Genomic DNA, 17,008 nt, shown 5'->3' on the forward strand with positions numbered 1-17,008 from the left:
CTGACATGCGAGCGACAAATATGACGATCCCATTGCCTGTCTTCCGCCTCTTCCTCCTCCTCACCGCCCTGCTCTTGGCCGGCACGCCGTCGCGCGCGCAGAACATCGTCGTGATGGTGAACGGCGATCCCATCACCGACTTCGACATTGACCAGCGCTCCAAGCTCGACCAGCTGACGACGCAGAAGACACCGGCCCGTCAGGAGGTCATCAACGAGCTGATCGACGACCGGGTGAAGATGAAGGAAGGCAAGAAATACGGGGTCGATCCCGGCGTCTCCGACATCAACCAGTCCTACGATGGCATGGCGCAGCGCATGCGCATCTCGCCGGACCAGCTCACCAAGTCGCTCGAGGTCAAGGGCGTCCGCCCCGAAACCCTGAAGAGCCGCATGAAGGCCGAGATGGTCTGGAGCAGCCTGGTGCGCGGCCGCTTCAAGGAAAAGCTGTTGGTCGGTGAGAAGGACGTCGCGCAGGCCGTGCAGGCCCAGACCGGCGACAAGCTGCAGATCGAGGGCACCGAATACAAGATGCAGCCGATCGTGCTGATCGTGCCGCGCGGATCGTCGCCGTCGTTCCTGGAGACGCGGCATAAGGAAGCCGAGCAATATCGCTCGCGCGTCGGAAGCTGCGAAGAAGCCAATTCGTTGTTCCGCTCCACGCCGAACGCCACCATCCGCGACATCGTCACCAAGACCACCGCTGAATTGCCCGAGGCGCTACGCAAGGTCCTCGACGACACGCCGATCGGCCACCTCACCGCCCCCGAGACGACCAAAGCGGGCATCGAGATGGTGGTGCTGTGCTCGCGCAAGCCGACCATGATCGACACGCCGAAGAAGCGCGAGGTCCGCGAGAAGATGTATCAGGAGAAGTACGAGAAGACCCAGAAGGCCTATCTCGAGGACCTCCGCAAGGCGGCGATGATCGAGTATCGCAACCGCTGATGGCCCAGCAGCCTGCCAAGCCTCTCGCCCTGACGCTGGGAGAACCTGCCGGCATCGGCCCCGACATCACTATCGCAGCCTGGCTCAAGCGCCGCGAACTGGACCTGCCCGCCTTCTATCTGCTCGGCGACGAGGCGCTGATCGCGCGCCGCGCCAAAGCGCTCGGCGCCGACGTCAGGATCGCTTCGGTGAGCGCCGGCGAGGCCGGGGCCGCTTTCCCTGAGGCCCTGCCCGTGGTCGCGACCGGCGACGAGCCCGCGAGTGCCGAGCCCGGCAAGCCCGACGCATCGAGCGCGCCGGCCGCGCTCGCCTCGATCCGCCAGGCGGTCACTGATGTCCGCGACGGTCGCGCCGGCGCCGTCGTCACCAATCCGATCGCCAAGAGCGTGCTCTATCGCGCCGGCTTCCGCCATCCCGGCCATACCGAATTCCTCGCCGAGCTCGCCGCGGAAGACGGCCGCGTGCCGCAACCGGTGATGATGCTGTGGTCGCCGCGGCTCGCCGTGGTGCCCGTGACCATCCACGTCTCCTTGCGCGACGCACTGGCCCAGCTCACCAGCGAGCTGATCGTCTCGACCGTGCGCATCGTCGCGACCGAACTCAAATCCCGCTTCGGCATCGCCATTCCGCGCATCGCGATCTCCGGCCTCAATCCGCACGCCGGCGAGGACGGCTCGCTCGGCCACGAGGAGCAGACCGTGATCGCGCCGGCGATCAAGACGTTGCGCAGCGACGGCATCGAGGCGAAGGGACCGCTCCCCGCCGACACCATGTTCCACGAAGCCGCGCGAAACAGCTACGACTGCGCCGTCTGCATGTACCACGACCAGGCGCTGATCCCGATCAAGACGGTGGCGTTCGACGACGCGGTCAACGTCACGCTCGGCCTGCCCTTCATCCGCACCTCGCCCGACCACGGCACCGCCTTCGACATCGCCGGGACCGGCAAGGCCAATCCGGCAAGCCTGATCGCCGCGTTGAGGCTTGCGAGCCGGATGGCGGCTGCGAAAACCCGATGAGCGCGATCGACGACCTCCCGCCGCTTCGCGAGGTCATTCGCCAGCACGCTTTGTCGGCCCGCAAATCGCTCGGCCAGAACTTCCTCCTCGACCTCAATCTCACCGCGCGCATCGCGCGTGCGGCGGCTCCGCTCGAGGACTCTACCATCATCGAGATCGGCCCCGGCCCGGGCGGATTGACGCGCGCCTTGCTCGCGCTCGGCGCCAGACGCGTCATCGCCATCGAGCATGACGAGCGCGCGATCCCTGCCTTGCAGGATATTTCCGCGCGCTATCCCGGCCGTCTCGAGATCGTGCATGGCGACGCCATGACCTTCGACCCGCGCCCGCTGCTGTCGGGCGAACGAGCAAAAATCGTCGCCAACCTGCCCTACAACATTGCGACCCACCTTCTCGTCGGCTGGCTCACCACCGAGCCCTGGCCGCCCTGGTACGACATGATGGTCCTGATGTTCCAGCGCGAGGTCGGCGAGCGCATCGTAGCGCGCGAGGACGAGGAGGCCTTCGGCCGGCTCGGCGTGCTCGCCAACTGGCGCTGCGAGACCAAGATCCTGTTCGACATTGCGCCGTCCGCCTTCGTGCCGCCGCCGAAGGTCACGTCTTCCGTCGTGCGACTGATCCCGCGCGAAACGCCTCTCGCCTGCGATCGCAAGCTGCTCGAACAGGTCGCGGCCGCCGCCTTCGGCCAGCGCCGCAAGATGCTGCGGCAAAGCCTGAAGGCGCTGGGCGCCGATCCCGCGCGGCTCGCCGCAGCTGCGGGCGTCGACGCGACGCGGCGCGCGGAGACCGTTCCGATTTCCGGCTTTGTTGCCATGGCCCGTGAATTGGCCAATATACGCAGCGAAACAGAGAGATAATTTCGGAGGAAGAAATATGGCGTTGATGCGTCGGCAGTCCCTTGTCAAGTTCGATGCGCCGCTGTGCGAGACCATCGTCGACACGCCGAAGCCGCAAGGAGGCGAGGTGCTGGTGCGCATCGAGCGCTGCGGCCTCTGCCACTCCGATCTGCACATCCAGGACGGCTACGCCGATCTTGGCGGCGGCAAGAAGCTCGACACCACGCGCGGCATGACGCTGCCCTTCACGCTCGGCCACGAGATCGCGGGCATAGTCGATGAAGTCGGCCCCGACGTGTTCGCCGGTCTCGTCGGCAGCAAGAAGGCGGTGTTTCCGTGGATCGGTTGCGGCCAGTGCCGCGACTGCGCCAATGGCGACGAGAACCTCTGCGCCAGGCAGCGCTTTCTCGGCGTCTCGATCGACGGCGGCTTCGCCACCCACGTGCTGGTGCCCGACGCGAAATATCTGCTCGACTACGATCCCCTGCCCGTCAACCAGGCCGCGACCCTGATGTGCTCCGGCGTCACCGCCTATGGCGCGCTCAAGCGCCTGGTCGACCGACCGCGCCAGCGCAACCTCCTGCTGATCGGCCTCGGCGGCGTCGGCATGATGGGCCTTTCCTTCGCGGCGGCCATGTTCAAGCAACCGATCACGGTCGCCGATCTCAGCGGTGCCGCGCGCGAGACCGCGCTGAAGAACGGCGCCGCGGCGGCCTACGATCCGGCCGAGCCCGACGTGATCAAGCGCATCCTCAAGGAAACCGAAGGCGGCTTCGATGAGATTGTCGATTTCGCGGGCAACGAGAAGTCCATGGCCTTCGCGGTCGCGGTCGCCGCGCGCGGCGGCAAGATCGTGGTCTCCGGCCTGATGGGCGGCCAGTTCACGCTGCCGATGGTGCAATGGGTCTACAAGCGCATGACGATCGAGGGCTTCATGGTTGGTACGCTCACCGAGGCTCACGAGCTGATGGCGCTCGCCCGCGCCGGCAAGATCAAGCCGACGCCGATGCGCGAGGAGCCGATGGGCGACGTCCAGACCTGGATCGACGAGCTTCGCGCCGGCAAGGTCGTCGGCCGCATCGTGCTCAAGAACTAGCGCCGTAGAAGATCGACGAACGCAGGGCGGCGGAATCCATTTCTCGCCGCCCGCTTCGTGGACGGCGATTAACTCGAAATTGACGCAAGGCGGGGTTCCGAATTGGGGAACCCGCTCCCTGCGGATTATGGTCCTCGCCAGCTCTCTTTTGGAATTCTGGCAAGACCATGCAGACCATCCGCCGCTTCCTCGCCGACGAGTCCGGCGCCACCGCGATCGAGTACGGCCTGATCGCCGCCGGCATCGCGCTCGCGATCATCGCCGTCGTCAACAACCTCGGCGCGACGCTGAACAAGAAGTTCACCTCGATCAGCAGCTCGCTGAAGTAACGCGGGCACGCGCGCTAATTCACTGCATTCGTCTGTCCCGCGGAACGGCAACGGCCGCGCCGCGTTGGCAGCCATGTCCATTCGCTGCACCGTCGAGAACGCATTCTTCATCGCCTGGAGCTTCCTGGAGCAGAGCGGAGAGCTCGGCTCTCCGGACGAGACGGCGAACGTCCTGCTCGACGCCATCGAGGCCCAGCTCAGGACCGGTGAACGCCGGCAACTGATGCTCGCCAACAGGGCGATCGATGCCTATCGCGCCCACGCGGAAAAAAGCCGGCCCGCGCATGATTGCGAAGCACGCTTCGGGTGACGAACGTCCTCGCCGCCCTCGGGCCCGCCGGCCCGGCGGCGTTTGAGGTATAGGCCGGCGGTCCGTCGGGCAGAGCGCACGGGCTGCGGCGCCCCGCATCGGGGACGCTACGCCGATCCGCGCCCCTGTTGTGTGCACTCCTGCACAGAGTTCGTGAAGTTGAAGGCCGCCGGGTTCGGCAGCGCCATTTGCCTCGCGTAACATGCGCCTCGCCAGCGATTTCCGTAATTCCGCAGACCGGAGGCCAATTTTTCAACGCTTGGAAAACGCCTTGTGTGCACTTTGGAACCGTCGGCTCCGTCGCGGAAACGTAGGATTCTGGCCGGTGCCGATTCCCGGCCAGAGCAACACATGTGACCGGTCGGCCCCAGAACGATCTTCTCCAGCGGCTCAGCCGCCCGGATTTCGAACTGCTTGCGCCGCACCTCCAGCCGGTCGAACTCGAGGCGAGCCACATCCTGCATCACGCGGGCGACGAGGTCACGGCGGTGCATTTTCCCTGCCGCTCGACACTCGTGTCGTTCGCCGTGCCGGTCGAGGACGATCGCGAGGTCGAAAGCCTGCTGGTCGGGCGCGAGGGCGCGGTGGGCATTGCCGCCGGCCGCAGCGCCTCGCTGGCCTATTCGCGCATCGTCGTGAAGCTGGGCGGCACCCTGATGCGGCTGCCGCCGCGCGCGCTCGAGCAGGCCCAGCAGAGGTCGGCCACGCTCCAGCAGGTGTTCTCGCGCTACGCCGACTGCCAGTTCGCGCAGCTGCTCCAGACCGCGGCCTGCAATGCCGCGCATTCGATCGAGCAGCGCGCCGCCAAGTGGATCCTCTCGGCGCAGGAGCACGTCGGCGGCCCCGAGATCCCCCTCACCCACGAGCAGCTTGCCGGCATGCTCGGCGTCTCCCGCAGCTATGCCAGCCGCGTCATCCAGATGTTCAAGGCGAGGCGGATCCTCGCGACACGCCGTGGCGCCGTCCTGATCCTCGACGCGCCGGCGCTCGAAGCCAGAGCCTGCCGTTGCAACGATTGGGTGAAGAAGCATTTCGACGAAGTGCTCGGCGCGCGGCATCTGCCAGCGGCTGACATATTGCGGCCTCACGCGCGCGACGGCGACTGACGCTTGAGATGCAGATAGGTCGGACTGAAGCCTCCGAGCCGCTGCAGTTCGCGCCATTTCAGCACGATCAGCTCGCTGTCGCGCAAGTCCATGGTCCCGCTCCGCCTGAGGTCGGCGAGCGTCCGGTTCACCGTCGCGATCGCCATGCCCAGCGTCTCGCCGAGCTGCGCCAGGCTGATCGGCAGGCGGCAGCGATTGCCGCGAACGAGTTGCGCGGCCCGCGCGCGGTAGAACAGCTCGCAGAACAGGTGTGCCATGCGCGTGTGCATCGGCCGGGCGCTGTTGTTGGTGATGGCCTCGCGAAAAATAGCCGCATCGAGCAGCGTCTCGCGCCAGACCGAGAGCGCGAAGGTCGGTCGTCGCCGGAAGGCAATGAACAATTCGCGATGCGGGATGAAGGCCACCGAGGCGGGCCCGAGGGCGCAGAGGCCATGGTCCATCTGGTCGATGAACAAGCCTTGGGAGTCCGGCAAGTCGCCGGACAGATGGAACGCGAGATATTGCCGCCGGCCGCTGTCGAGCAGATGGTAGCGCGCGATCATGCCGGAGACGACCAGCGCCGAATGCTCGGGTTCGTCACCCTGACGGATGAAATCCTCGTTCGGCGCGAACTCGCGCTGCACAAAGGTCAGCCCGCGAATTTCAGCGACATCTTCCTGTGCGAGCGCGGTGTGCTCGCCCAGGTTCCGGATCAGCACGTCATGGGCTTTTTCCATGTGTCCCGTTCCACGTATCCCGCCAAAAATCCTGCCGCTTCGATCAAATGATACATCTGTCCCATATCCAGCGGACTAGAACGCTGGTCGGAAGCACAGGTTGCTACCGGTCTGCGACATTACTTGGTCGCAGCCCACCGTCCCTCGATCGCGGACTGCACCCGCCATTCGCATGAGCTCTACGACGATCCTGAAGCGCATTCGCCACCTGTTCGCATCGGATTCGGGCGAGCACCTGGACCGTATCAGCCATGCCTTCCTGCAGGGCAGGTTGAAGGAGCCGGCGCAGCCGATGTCGGATCAGGAGCTTGCGCGCGCCATCCGCGAGTTCCAGGCGGTTCCCGTCTCCGATTGGACCCTCGCAAAACTCTCCCAACGCCTGCTCGACCCGGCGATGCCGCGTGACGAGTGAAACACCTCCTCTTGTCCATGCCGCACCCGAAGTTCATCGCTCATCTCCAGGCGATTGAAGGCCTCTCAGAAGACGAACGCCGCCAGATCGCTGGCCTGCCGTCCACGCTCCGTCAGGTTTCGGACGGCGAGATCGTGCTGCGCCAGGGTGAAGATGCCTCTCGCTGCGTTTTCGTCGTCAGCGGCTTTCTCTACCAGGCTCGCATCGTCGGCGATCGCAGCCAGATCCTCGCCTTCCACGTTCCCGGCGACATGCCGTGCCTGCACACGCTGCTGGTCTCGCCGATGGATGCGGACCTCGTCGGTCTTGGCCCCACCATCGTCGGCTACGTCGCACACAGCCAACTCAAGCAGCTGCTCGACGGCTCCATTCACCTGACCCGCGCGTTCTGGCGCGAGACGCTAATCGATGCGGCGATCTCGCGACAATGGATCGCGCGCCTCGGTGCACAGGCGGCACTGCCGAAGGTAGCGCATCTGATCTGCGAGCTCGCCGCAAGGCTGGAGGTCGTGGGCCTCGTCAAGAACCGCCGCTTCCAGATGCCGATGACGCAGCGGCATGTCGCCGATGCCTGCGGATTGTCGATCGTCCACGTCAACCGCACCATCCAGGAGCTGAGAGGGCGCCGATTGATTGCCTGGGAGGGAAGCGAGATCGAGCTGTTGCAACCCGACGAACTCCGCGCCCTCGCGGATTTCACGCCGGATTATCTGACGTGAGCGAGGCAGGCAACTCGGGGGACGCGCCGGCGCTCCAACGAGCAAGCCCGGTCGGCCTGCGTCCGGGACACGAGACGGAAGGATAGCGCACGCGGTCTCCACGCAGTCATTGCGAGCGCAGCGAAGCAATCCAGAATGCCGCCGCGGAAAGATTCTGGATTGCTTCGCTTCGCTCGCAATGACGAGGAGGCCGCGGTCCTGCCCCAAGCCCTCTCGCCGCACAAGGCCTGCACCGCGACCGGAGGCAATAGTGCATCGCTCCCGGGGAGAGCACGAAGGACACCGTTAAAACCATCCACGCAGGGAAGGCCGGGCGATCGGCCACCCCATCGGTCCACCTCGTCTGCATTCCTGTAGCGCATGGACCAACGGGTGCCGCCGGCGCCCGGCCTTCCCTGCGCCCTTTGGCCTCCATTGGGCGATGAACGGCGGCAAGGCTCGGGCAGAATCTGCCGCGGGAACGTGCAAGCATGCGCCTCGCCTGCGAATACATAACGCAGTCTATCCGCGTCATGGCCGGGCTTGTCCCGGCCATGACGGCCTGTACAAATGCCGCACCGCTTTTCGCCGGCGCGTGGGACTGCTAGACTGACGCCATTATTTTGGGGAATTTTGATGCGCGCGAGGATTTTCAGTCGCGTCCCGGGGCTGGCGACGCTGGTCGCAGCCCTGCTCGTCGTCGCCACGCTACCTGCATCGGCCGAGAAGCGCATCGCGCTCGTGGTCGGCAACTCCGCCTACAAGAACATCGCGCCGCTCGACAATCCATCCAAGGACGCGAGCCTGATGGCGGAGACGCTTGGCCTGCTCGGCTTCACGCTGGTCGGAGGCCGCGCCCAGCTCGATCTCGACAAGGGCGCGATGGACCTGGCGGTGCAGAGCTTTGGCCGGCAGGTGCAGGGCGCCGACGTCGCGCTGTTCTATTATGCCGGCCACGGCGTGCAGGTCTCGGGCGCCAACTATCTCGTGCCGGTCGGCGCGAACCCGACGCGCGAGGCCGACGTCGACTTCCAGATGACCGACGTCAACCTCGTGCTGCGCCAGATGCAGGGATCTGGCACGCGCCTCAACCTCGTGATCCTGGACGCCTGCCGCAACAACCCCTTCGGCTCGCGCGGCCTGCGCGCCTCCGATGGCGGTCTCGCGCAGATGCGCGCGCCCGAGGGCACGCTGATCTCCTACGCAACGCAACCCGGCAACGTCGCCCAGGACGGCAGCGACGGCCACAGCCCCTACACAAAAGCATTGGCCGCGACGGTCCGGACCGCGGGCCTCGACGTATTCCAGACCTTCAACCAGGTCGGCCTCGCGGTGAAGCGCGCCACCTCCGGCGCGCAGCAGCCCTGGGTGTCGTCCTCGCCGATCGACGGCACTTTCTATTTCGTACCCCCGACGCAAACCGCCCCGCCGCAGGTCGCAGCGATGCAGCCTGATCCGTTGCCGGCGGATCGGCTGCGCGCCGATCCGGACCGCGTCCCGTTGCGCGATGCCGCCCTGCTGAGCGAACTCAGCGAGCGGCTCTACGAGCTCAATTTCGATCCTGACAGCCCTGACGGAATGACCCGCGCGATCACAAAGCTCCAGCAGCGGATTTCCATGGCGCCGACGGGCGAAGCCACCGAAGGCCTGCTGCTGCGGATGCGCAAGATGGAGGACCTGAAGCCATGGGGCTCGATCGTCTACGGCCCCGACGGCAGTAAATGGGGCATATCCTGGAACCACGCCTCGCGGCGGGCGGCGGTGGCGGATGCGCGCGGCAATTGCGCCGGCGCCAAATGTCCGATCGAGCTGTCTTTCTATGGCAACCGCTGCGGCGCGTTCGCGATCTCCGACAAATCCTGGTCGCTGGTCCAGCGCGACAGCGTGCAGCGCGCGAAAGACGCCGCGCTTGACGAATGCGGCAAGGCTGGCAAAGTTTGCCGCATTATCGGTTCCGTCTGTGCCGACGGCTCTGGCCGCTGATACGATTTTCATTTTGGATTTTTACGCATGCGCAATGCCGTCATCCCCGCGATTGCCCTCGCCTTCTTCCTGTCCGCCACCATCGCTCCACCGTCCGCCGTCGCACAATCCGGCAGCGCCGGCGGCTCGATCGGCAATGACGAGAAATCGCTGTCCGGCTCGCGATCGGACCGTTCCGCCGAGCCGGCGCCCTCGGCGCGTCGCAGCAAGCCGGCCGAGGAGCCGCGCAGCTCCTCGCGACGCGGCGGTGGGGGTGGTGGCGGCGGGAGTTTCGACGGCGCCTGGATGGTCGTCAGCGTCGGCTGCGGCGGCACCACGTCCGGCGCGGTCGTGGTTTCCTCAGGCAAGGTCATAGGCCAAGGCGTCACGGGTACCGTCAGCGCAACCGGCGCGGTCAGCACGTTCGGTCAAGGCGATGGTGTGACCTTCACCGGCTCCGGCCGCCTCGCTGCCCGCAGCGGCTCCGGATCATTCCGCCGCTCAGACGGCTGCGGCGGAACCTGGACCTCAAGCAAGCAATAGCGGCGAAAAAGTCTGATCCCGCGGCGGAACGAACGCCGCGCAGGCCCGATTCAGGCCACATCCTCTCCGGATTTGCGGCTCATTGCTACCCAAGTCTTTGACGACAAAGGGAAGGTAACGAGTTGCGTCATGCGTAATCGGGAGACCAGGATGGGCAACCGCACCGCAAAATTCTTATCTGCCCTCGTAGGCAGCATCATTGCCGGCGCGCCACTTGCCGCCGTGTCGCAGAATGCCTCGACGCCGCCGAGCGCGGCAAATGCCGCGAGCGACTGCATTGGCTCGCCAAAGGGCGCCGCGCCGCAGGGCCAGCATTGGCATTATCGCCTCGAGCGCGCGACCAAGCGGCAGTGCTGGTATCTGCGTGCCGAAGGCGGCAAGGCCGCTCAAACCGCCCAGGCTGCGCCGGATACGCCTGCAGCGGATTCAGCCGTGCCGCAGCAGCACTCGGTCCAGGACGCGCGCGCCGAATATCTGACGCCGCAGAGCATCGTCACTGTGAAGACGCCTGCACAGGCGGGACCGGCGCCGACGCAGCAAGTTGCGAGCCCCTCCGCAGACGTCAACGCTCAGCAGCCCGCCGTCGCCGGGCGCTGGCCCGACGCCACCACGGCGTCCGCCGCGCCCACAGAGCAGCCATCGCCTGCACCTGTGGCGGCCGCTGCGCAGCCGACGACCACGAAGCCGGCGAAGTCCCCTGCTCCGATGGCTCTGGCCGCGGCCGACAGCACCGCCGACAAGCAGACCGGCTCGCTCCAGATGCTGCTGCTCGTGATCGGCGGCGCGCTGACGCTTGCCGGCATCCTCGCCAGCGTCATCTACCGCTTCGCCGGTGGACGCATCCGCGTCCAGGCCGCCGACCAGCGCCGCGTCAACTGGGACAATTTTGAGCCGCACGATCGCGACGATGGCCGTGCGCCCTGGCTCAACGCAGCGTCGGCCGGCGCGCCGCACGCTCGGCAGCCGCGCCCGGTGGATTTCGATGCCGTGCGTCCGCAGGCAGACCAGCTCAAGACCGCGCAGCTCGCCGCGATCGATCGCGAGATTGACGTGATCGACAAGCGCGTCCCGCAAGCGCACCAAGATGCCGCAGAGCTCGACGATGCCAATATCTTCGATGCCGATATCTTCAACGGAGAATTCCAGATCGAGGCGGCGCCGCGGCTCGCGGCCAATGACGTCAATGACGAAGAGCCGGCCGGTCGCGATGACGATGCGGGAGTCGAGGACGCCATCGACATCGACGTGATCACGACGATGCTGGAACGGCTCGCGAAGGACGGGCCGCGGCTGACGCAGCCTAACCTTGAAGCTGACCTTGCAGACCTCGCACGAAGCCCACGAGGCCGGTCTGCCGCTCGCGCTTGAGGCGTTCGGCCTTCAGGATCGACTGCACCTCGGCGAAGGCCTCGTCGACGTCATGGTTGATGACGATGTAGTCGTACTCCGCCCAGTGGCTCATCTCGTGGCTGGCGCGGCTCATGCGCTTGCGGATCACCTCGTCAGAATCCTGCGCGCGCGAATGCAGCCGCTTCTCGAGATCGGCGGCCGAGGGCGGCAGAATGAATACACTGACGACGTCGGCGCGCGCCTTCTCTCGGAGCTGCTGCGTGCCCTGCCAGTCGATGTCGAACAGCACGTCCTGCCCGGCTGACAGCGCAGCCTCAACCGGCGCACGCGGCGTGCCGTAACTGTTGTCGAACACGGTCGCCCATTCCAGCAGCTGGTCAGCCTTCACCATCGCGGCGAAGGTGGCCTTGTCGACGAACGAATAATCCCTGCCGTCGACCTCGCCCGGCCGCATCGCCCGCGTGGTCGCCGACACCGACATTCGAAGGCCGGGCATACGGTCGATCAACATGCGCGACAGCGTCGTCTTGCCCGCGCCCGACGGCGAGGACAGCACGAACATCAATCCGCGCCGCTCGACACCATCAGTTCCGTGACCGCCAATCGTCATCGATCACTCCAGATTCTGGACCTGCTCGCGGAACTGCTCGACCACGTTCTTCATGGCGAGCCCCGTATTGGTCAGCTCGATGTCGTTGGACTTCGAGCAACAGGTGTTGACCTCGCGGTGAAACTCCTGCGCCAGGAAGTCGAGTTTGCGTCCGACCGGGCCGCCCTTGCCGATCAGCTCGCGCGCCTGCGCGACGTGGGAAGCGATGCGGTCGAGCTCCTCGCGGATGTCGGCCCTGGTCGCAATCAGGATCGCTTCCTGCATCAGGCGGTCGGAATCGAAACGATCGGAGGTGTCGAGCAGGCTCGCGATCTGCTCGGCGAGCCTCGCCTTGATCGCCTCGGGCTTGCGGCCGGGCGCGGCCTCCGCCTTCTTCGCCAACTGCTCGACCTCATCCACGCGCTGGATCAGGATCTGCCCGAGCGAGGTCCCCTCACGCTTGCGCATCTCGACGAGTTCGGCGAGCGCCTTGTCGAAGGCGTCCGCGGCGGCAGCGCGCGCGGCCTTGTCCTCCTCTTCGTCGCCCTCGGGCTCGGCGACCTCAATGACACCCTTGATGGCCAAAAGCCCGTCGACGCTCGGGGCGACCGCATCGACCTTGCCGGCGATCACGGCGGCGGCTTTGAGGACGGCGTTGAGCACGTCCTCGTTGACGCGGACGCTGGTGGCCGCATTGGCGCGTTTGACGGTCAGATTGGCGTAGACGGTGCCTCGCGAGAGCAGCTCGGCGGCGCGCTTCTTGGCATGAGCCTCGAGTTCGTCGAACCCCTGCGGCAGCCGCACCCGCAAGTCAAAGCCCTTGGCGTTGACCGACTTCAATTCCCATTCGAACGTATACGGCCCGCTCGCGCCGTGGCTTCGGGCAAAGCCGGTCATGGACGACAACGCCATCAGGTCAATTTCTCCAGAAGCACGGGATTCGCGCGGCCATCAAGCCACGCGAATCTTAAGACTATTTTGCAGGAAAAGGTAATCCGCAAAGTCCCGCGGGGCAGGTCTGCGCGCAGGCCTAGCGCTGCACCACCGGGGGCGAAGCCTGCACCGCGCCTTGCCGGGCCGCCGGCGGACCCGCGGGGCGAGCGGCCGGCGGCTTTTTTTGCTGGTTGGGCCGCGCCGGCGTGGTCGCCGTCGGCGTATCGGCGGCACCGGGCGCGGCGGCGGCCGGCGCCTGCGCGTCCTCGGCCGGCTCGACCGTGTCGTTCTGGATCTGCTTTTCCATCGCGCGCAGCTTGGCCACATTCTTCTGGTGCGCGTCGTAGGTCTCGGTGAAGGAATGCCCGCCGGTGCCGTCCGCGACGAAATAGAGGTCACGGGTGCGGGCCGGGTTGGCGGCGGCCTCGAGCGAGGCGCGGCCGGGATTTGAGATCGGGCCCGGCGGCAGACCCTCGATGACGTAGGTGTTGTAGGGCGAGGGCTGCGTGATCTCGCTGCGCTTGATCGGACGGCCGAGCGTGCCCTTGCCGCCGACGAGGCCATAGATGATCGTGGGATCGGACTGCAGCTTGATCCTCTGCTTCAGGCGATTGACGAACACCGCGGCGACGCGGCTGCGCTCGTCCGGCTTGCCGGTCTCCTTCTCCACGATCGAGGCCAGCGTCACCAGTTGCTCCGGACTCTTGACCGGAATGTCCTGATTGCGGCGCTCCCAGATCTCGGTCAGCACGCGCTTGTGCGCCTGCTGCATGCGCTGGATCACCTGATCGCGCGGGGTGCCGCGCGGGAACTTGTAGGTCTCGGGCAGCAGCGTGCCTTCGCGCGGCAGCTCACGCACGCTGCCGGTGAAGATGTCGTTGTCGGACAGGCGCGCCACGATCTGCTCGGAGGTCAGCCCTTCCGGAATCGTCACGGCATGCTGCACCACCTTGCCCTCGACGATAGTGGCAATGACGTCGCGCAAGGACGCGTTCTTCTGGAAAGAGTATTCACCGGGCTTGAGGTCCGAACTCGCCTTCAACGCAGCGACGCTGGCAATGAACGCCCACGGATTGACGTCGGTCACGCCTTCCCGGTTCAACGTCTCGGCGATGTCGCGCTTGCCGGCCCGCTGCGGGATGTTGACGATCTTGTCTTCCTTCAGCGGTCCCGGCGCCTCGAGCACCTGTCGGCCGTAATAGTACACGCCGCCCGCACCGATCATCGCAATCAGCAGCAGGGTGATGATGGCGTTGCCGACGATCACGAAGGGATTACGCGCGCGGTCCGATCGCTTCGGCGGCGGCGGGACCTGCTCGGGCTCGAGCGCTGCCCGCGGACTCCGGGGCGAAATGGGCGGCCTTTCACTCATCGAAGCAACCTGAATCCTGCCGGTTCAATCGCGACCTGACAATCGCTTGCCGAGCCAAATGCACGCGCCCGCTTCCATGACTATCGCCGAATACGGCAAAACGGTGGATTCGTCGCAACAACAAACTAATGGACCAGACGGCGGAAGATGACCGACGCGTTGGTACCGCCAAAACCAAAAGAATTCGACAACGCGACATTGACCTCGCGCTTCTTCGCCTGATGCGGCACGAGATCGATCGCAGTCTCGACCGACGGATTGTCCAGGTTGATGGTCGGCGGCACGACATTATCGCGAATCGCGAGAATGGCGAAGATCGCCTCGATCGCGCCGGCCGCACCCAGGAGATGACCGGTCGACGACTTGGTCGAGGACATCGCGACCTTGGAAGCGGCATTGCCGAGCAGACGTTCGACCGCACCAAGCTCGATCTCGTCACCGAGCGGTGTCGAGGTGCCGTGCGCGTTGATGTAGTCGAGATCGGACGCGGTGAGACCGGCGCGCTTGAGCGCAGCCGCCATGCTGCGGAAGCCGCCGTCGCCGTCGGGTGACGGCGAGGTGATGTGATAGGCATCGCCTGAGAGACCGTAGCCGATCACCTCAGCATAGATCTTCGCGCCGCGGCGCTTGGCGTGTTCGAGCTCTTCCAGGACCAGAACGCCGGCGCCCTCGCCCATCACGAAGCCGTCCCGGTCCTTGTCGTAGGGACGCGAGGCCTTCTCAGGCGTTTCGTTGAAGGCTGTCGAGAGCGCACGCGCGGCGTTGAAGCCGGCAATGCCGATGCGGCCGATCGGCGATTCCGCGCCGCCGGCAACCATGACGTCGGCATCCCCGAGCGCGATCAGACGGGCAGCGTCGCCGACCGCGTGAGCGCCGGTCGAGCAGGCCGTGACCACCGAATGGTTCGGCCCTTTCAGCCCATGCTTGATCGAGACATAGCCTGAGGCGAGATTGATCAGGCGGCCCGGAATGAAGAACGGCGAGACCCGGCGCGGCCCGCGTTCCTTCAGCAGGACCGCGGTTTCAGCGATGCCGTTGAGGCCACCGATGCCGGACCCAATCATGGTGCCGGTGGCGCATTTGTCCTCTTCGGTCTCGGGATGCCAGTTGGCATCGTCGAGCGCCTGGCCGGCTGCGGCCATGCCGAAGATGATGAAGTCGTCGACCTTGCGCTGGTCCTTCGGCTCCATCCAGATATCGGGATTGAAAGTGTCGTTGGTGCCGTCGCCGCGCACGACCGTGCAGCCGATCTTGGTCTGAAGATCGGAGACATCGAAGCTCTCGATTTTGCGTGCGCCACTTTGGCCGTCGAGGATGCGTTTCCAGGTCGGCTCGACACCGCAGCCGAGTGGCGAAACCATGCCAAGACCCGTGACGACAACCCGCCTCATATCCGAAAACTCCGCATCGAAACATTCACGGCCAATAACAAGAAACCGGCTGACCGCTGTTGGGCGGTCCGTCCGGTTTCAATGTTGTCCCCGCGAAAATGAAGAGCCTTAGCTCTTCGCGTTCTTCTCGAGAAACTTGGTGGCGTCGCCGACGGTGAGAATCGTTTCCGCGGCATCGTCCGGAATCTCGCAACCGAATTCCTCTTCGAACGCCATCACCAGCTCGACGGTGTCCAGACTGTCGGCGCCGAGGTCGTCGATGAAGCTCGCAGCATCGACAACCTTCTCGGGTTCAACACCAAGGTGTTCGACCACGATCTTCTTAACCCGCTCGCCAATCTCACTCATTGCATAACCTCGTGTTGTTCCCTGTAGACCCGACCCCCCGGGACGATACGAGCCGTCGTGGTCGTTGACTGCCTTCGCTTACGAACTTTGATTTGGCCCCATCCTAACCGATGCAGGCCCGGCGAATGACGGCCAAGGCTCCGCATCGCCAATATACAGGGTTTCAAAAACCTGCAATGGCGTTCTTTGCCCATCCGTTGAAGGTCCGGTTATCATACTTCAATTGCGTTGACTACAAGCCTCATTTCGCTCCGGAAACGGCCGTTTGCCGCATTCCCCGCCGCCAGGGGGCGGTGCGGCATGGAGCGTCAGATCATGGCCATGCCGCCGTTGACGTGGATGGTTTGGCCGGTGACATAGGCCGCTTCGTTCGAACTCAGGTAGACGGCGGCCGCCGCGATGTCCTCGGGCGTGCCCAGGCGATTGGCCGGAACCTTGGTCAGAATCGTTTCGCGCTGCTTGTCGTTGAGCGCATCGGTCATCGGCGTCTTGATGAAGCCGGGAGCGATACAATTCGCGGTGACGCCGCGCTTGGCGTATTCGGCACCCAACGTCTTGATCATGCCGATCAGGCCCGCCTTCGACGCGGTATAATTGCCCTGCCCCGGGTTGCCGGTGACGCCGACCACCGAGGTGATGGCGATGATGCGGCCGAAGCGCTTGCGCATCATCAATTTGGTGGCGGCGCGGGCAAGCCGGAAGGTCGAAGTCAAATTGATGTTGATGACCTCCTCCCAGTCCTCGTCACGGAGCTGCACGAAGAGATTGTCGCGCGTGATGCCGGCATTAGCGACGAGGATGTCGACCTGTCCCATCGCCGCCTCCGCAGCGGGCACCAGCGCCTCGACCTCGTCGGCCTTGGAGAGATTGCAGGGCAGCACATGGGTGCGCTCGCCGAGCTTGCCGGCAAGCTCATCCAGCACTTCCTTGCGCGTCCCCGATATCGCGACGGTGGCGCCCTGCGCGTGCAGCGCCTGCGCGATCGCGCCGCCGATGCCGCCGGTTGCACCGGTGACGAGCGCCTTTTTGCCAGTCAGATCGAACATCGATA

19 protein-coding genes are annotated in these 17,008 nt (G+C 65.4%); 12 read left to right on the plus strand and 7 right to left on the minus strand.

The window, feature by feature from the left end; translation table 11 throughout:
- The first annotated feature begins 20 nt into the window (after window positions 1-20).
- The 7 genes from IVA75_RS22940 to IVA75_RS22970 all read left to right on the plus strand — a co-directional run bounded on the left by IVA75_RS22940 (window position 21) and on the right by IVA75_RS22970 (window position 5,643).
- On the plus strand, window positions 21-947 hold the full coding sequence (locus tag IVA75_RS22940; protein WP_247286398.1) for a SurA N-terminal domain-containing protein: 927 nt from the start codon (window positions 21-23) through the stop codon (window positions 945-947).
- Window positions 947-1,966 carry a 4-hydroxythreonine-4-phosphate dehydrogenase PdxA gene (gene pdxA / locus IVA75_RS22945; RefSeq protein ID WP_247286399.1) on the plus strand — a complete coding sequence of 340 codons (1,020 nt, stop codon included), beginning with the start codon at window positions 947-949 and terminating at the stop codon, window positions 1,964-1,966. The genes IVA75_RS22940 and pdxA overlap by 1 nt, the downstream gene beginning before the upstream one ends.
- Window positions 1,963-2,823: a 16S rRNA (adenine(1518)-N(6)/adenine(1519)-N(6))-dimethyltransferase RsmA gene (gene rsmA / locus IVA75_RS22950; protein ID WP_247286400.1), complete on the plus strand. Its 861-nt coding sequence runs from the start codon at window positions 1,963-1,965 to the stop codon at window positions 2,821-2,823. Before pdxA ends, rsmA begins: the two co-directional genes overlap by 4 nt.
- A 16-nt stretch (window positions 2,824-2,839) precedes the next feature.
- Window positions 2,840-3,898, plus strand: coding sequence for an alcohol dehydrogenase (locus tag IVA75_RS22955; protein WP_247286401.1), 1,059 nt, complete (start codon window positions 2,840-2,842; stop codon window positions 3,896-3,898).
- A gap of 167 nt (window positions 3,899-4,065) precedes the next feature.
- On the plus strand, window positions 4,066-4,227 hold the full coding sequence (locus IVA75_RS22960) for a Flp family type IVb pilin (RefSeq protein WP_007609340.1): 162 nt from the start codon (window positions 4,066-4,068) through the stop codon (window positions 4,225-4,227).
- A gap of 73 nt (window positions 4,228-4,300) precedes the next feature.
- Window positions 4,301-4,537, plus strand: coding sequence for a hypothetical protein (locus IVA75_RS22965; protein WP_007609339.1), 237 nt, complete (start codon window positions 4,301-4,303; stop codon window positions 4,535-4,537).
- Window positions 4,538-4,890: 353 nt separating this feature from the next.
- On the plus strand, window positions 4,891-5,643 hold the full coding sequence (locus tag IVA75_RS22970; RefSeq protein ID WP_247286402.1) for a Crp/Fnr family transcriptional regulator: 753 nt from the start codon (window positions 4,891-4,893) through the stop codon (window positions 5,641-5,643).
- Here the strand turns inward: IVA75_RS22970 and IVA75_RS22975 are convergent.
- Window positions 5,622-6,359 carry a Crp/Fnr family transcriptional regulator gene (locus tag IVA75_RS22975; protein ID WP_247286403.1) on the minus strand — a complete coding sequence of 246 codons (738 nt, stop codon included), beginning with the start codon at window positions 6,357-6,359 and terminating at the stop codon, window positions 5,622-5,624. The two genes, IVA75_RS22970 and IVA75_RS22975, sit on opposite strands and share 22 nt — an antisense overlap.
- 172 nt (window positions 6,360-6,531) lie before the next feature.
- Here IVA75_RS22975 and IVA75_RS22980 point away from each other — a divergent pair, with 172 nt between their 5' ends.
- The 5 genes from IVA75_RS22980 to IVA75_RS23000 all read left to right on the plus strand — a co-directional run bounded on the left by IVA75_RS22980 (window position 6,532) and on the right by IVA75_RS23000 (window position 11,342).
- Window positions 6,532-6,771, plus strand: coding sequence for a hypothetical protein (locus IVA75_RS22980; RefSeq protein ID WP_247286404.1), 240 nt, complete (start codon window positions 6,532-6,534; stop codon window positions 6,769-6,771).
- A 17-nt stretch (window positions 6,772-6,788) separates the two neighbouring features.
- Window positions 6,789-7,490, plus strand: a complete 702-nt coding sequence (locus IVA75_RS22985; protein WP_027569673.1) for a Crp/Fnr family transcriptional regulator — start codon at window positions 6,789-6,791, stop codon at window positions 7,488-7,490.
- Between the two features lie 615 nt (window positions 7,491-8,105).
- On the plus strand, window positions 8,106-9,452 hold the full coding sequence (locus tag IVA75_RS22990; RefSeq protein WP_247286405.1) for a caspase family protein: 1,347 nt from the start codon (window positions 8,106-8,108) through the stop codon (window positions 9,450-9,452).
- Between the two features lie 27 nt (window positions 9,453-9,479).
- On the plus strand, window positions 9,480-9,974 hold the full coding sequence (locus IVA75_RS22995; RefSeq protein WP_247286407.1) for a hypothetical protein: 495 nt from the start codon (window positions 9,480-9,482) through the stop codon (window positions 9,972-9,974).
- A gap of 150 nt (window positions 9,975-10,124) precedes the next feature.
- Window positions 10,125-11,342: a hypothetical protein gene (locus tag IVA75_RS23000; protein ID WP_247286409.1), complete on the plus strand. Its 1,218-nt coding sequence runs from the start codon at window positions 10,125-10,127 to the stop codon at window positions 11,340-11,342.
- Here the strand turns inward: IVA75_RS23000 and gmk are convergent.
- The 6 genes from gmk to fabG form a co-directional block, all read right to left on the minus strand.
- Entirely contained in the window at window positions 11,275-11,934 is a 660-nt protein-coding gene (gmk, locus tag IVA75_RS23005; protein ID WP_027569669.1) for a guanylate kinase, read from the minus strand. The two genes, IVA75_RS23000 and gmk, sit on opposite strands and share 68 nt — an antisense overlap.
- 3 nt (window positions 11,935-11,937) lie before the next feature.
- Window positions 11,938-12,825, minus strand: coding sequence for a YicC/YloC family endoribonuclease (locus IVA75_RS23010; RefSeq protein WP_247286411.1), 888 nt, complete (start codon window positions 12,823-12,825; stop codon window positions 11,938-11,940).
- 118 nt (window positions 12,826-12,943) lie between these two features.
- Window positions 12,944-14,218, minus strand: a complete 1,275-nt coding sequence (gene mltG / locus IVA75_RS23015; protein ID WP_247286413.1) for an endolytic transglycosylase MltG — start codon at window positions 14,216-14,218, stop codon at window positions 12,944-12,946.
- A gap of 125 nt (window positions 14,219-14,343) precedes the next feature.
- Window positions 14,344-15,609, minus strand: a complete 1,266-nt coding sequence (gene fabF, locus IVA75_RS23020) for a beta-ketoacyl-ACP synthase II (RefSeq protein WP_007592004.1) — start codon at window positions 15,607-15,609, stop codon at window positions 14,344-14,346.
- 108 nt (window positions 15,610-15,717) lie between these two features.
- Window positions 15,718-15,957 (minus strand): acyl carrier protein, encoded by a 240-nt coding sequence (locus tag IVA75_RS23025; RefSeq protein WP_006020277.1) that lies wholly within the window; start codon window positions 15,955-15,957, stop codon window positions 15,718-15,720.
- Between the two features lie 308 nt (window positions 15,958-16,265).
- Complete coding sequence (gene fabG / locus IVA75_RS23030; protein ID WP_007592006.1) at window positions 16,266-17,003, minus strand: 3-oxoacyl-[acyl-carrier-protein] reductase; 738 nt, start codon at window positions 17,001-17,003, stop codon at window positions 16,266-16,268.
- Window positions 17,004-17,008 lie beyond the last annotated feature (5 nt).

This window comes from Bradyrhizobium sp. 134, assembly GCF_023074155.1.
GTDB lineage: Bacteria > Pseudomonadota > Alphaproteobacteria > Rhizobiales > Xanthobacteraceae > Bradyrhizobium.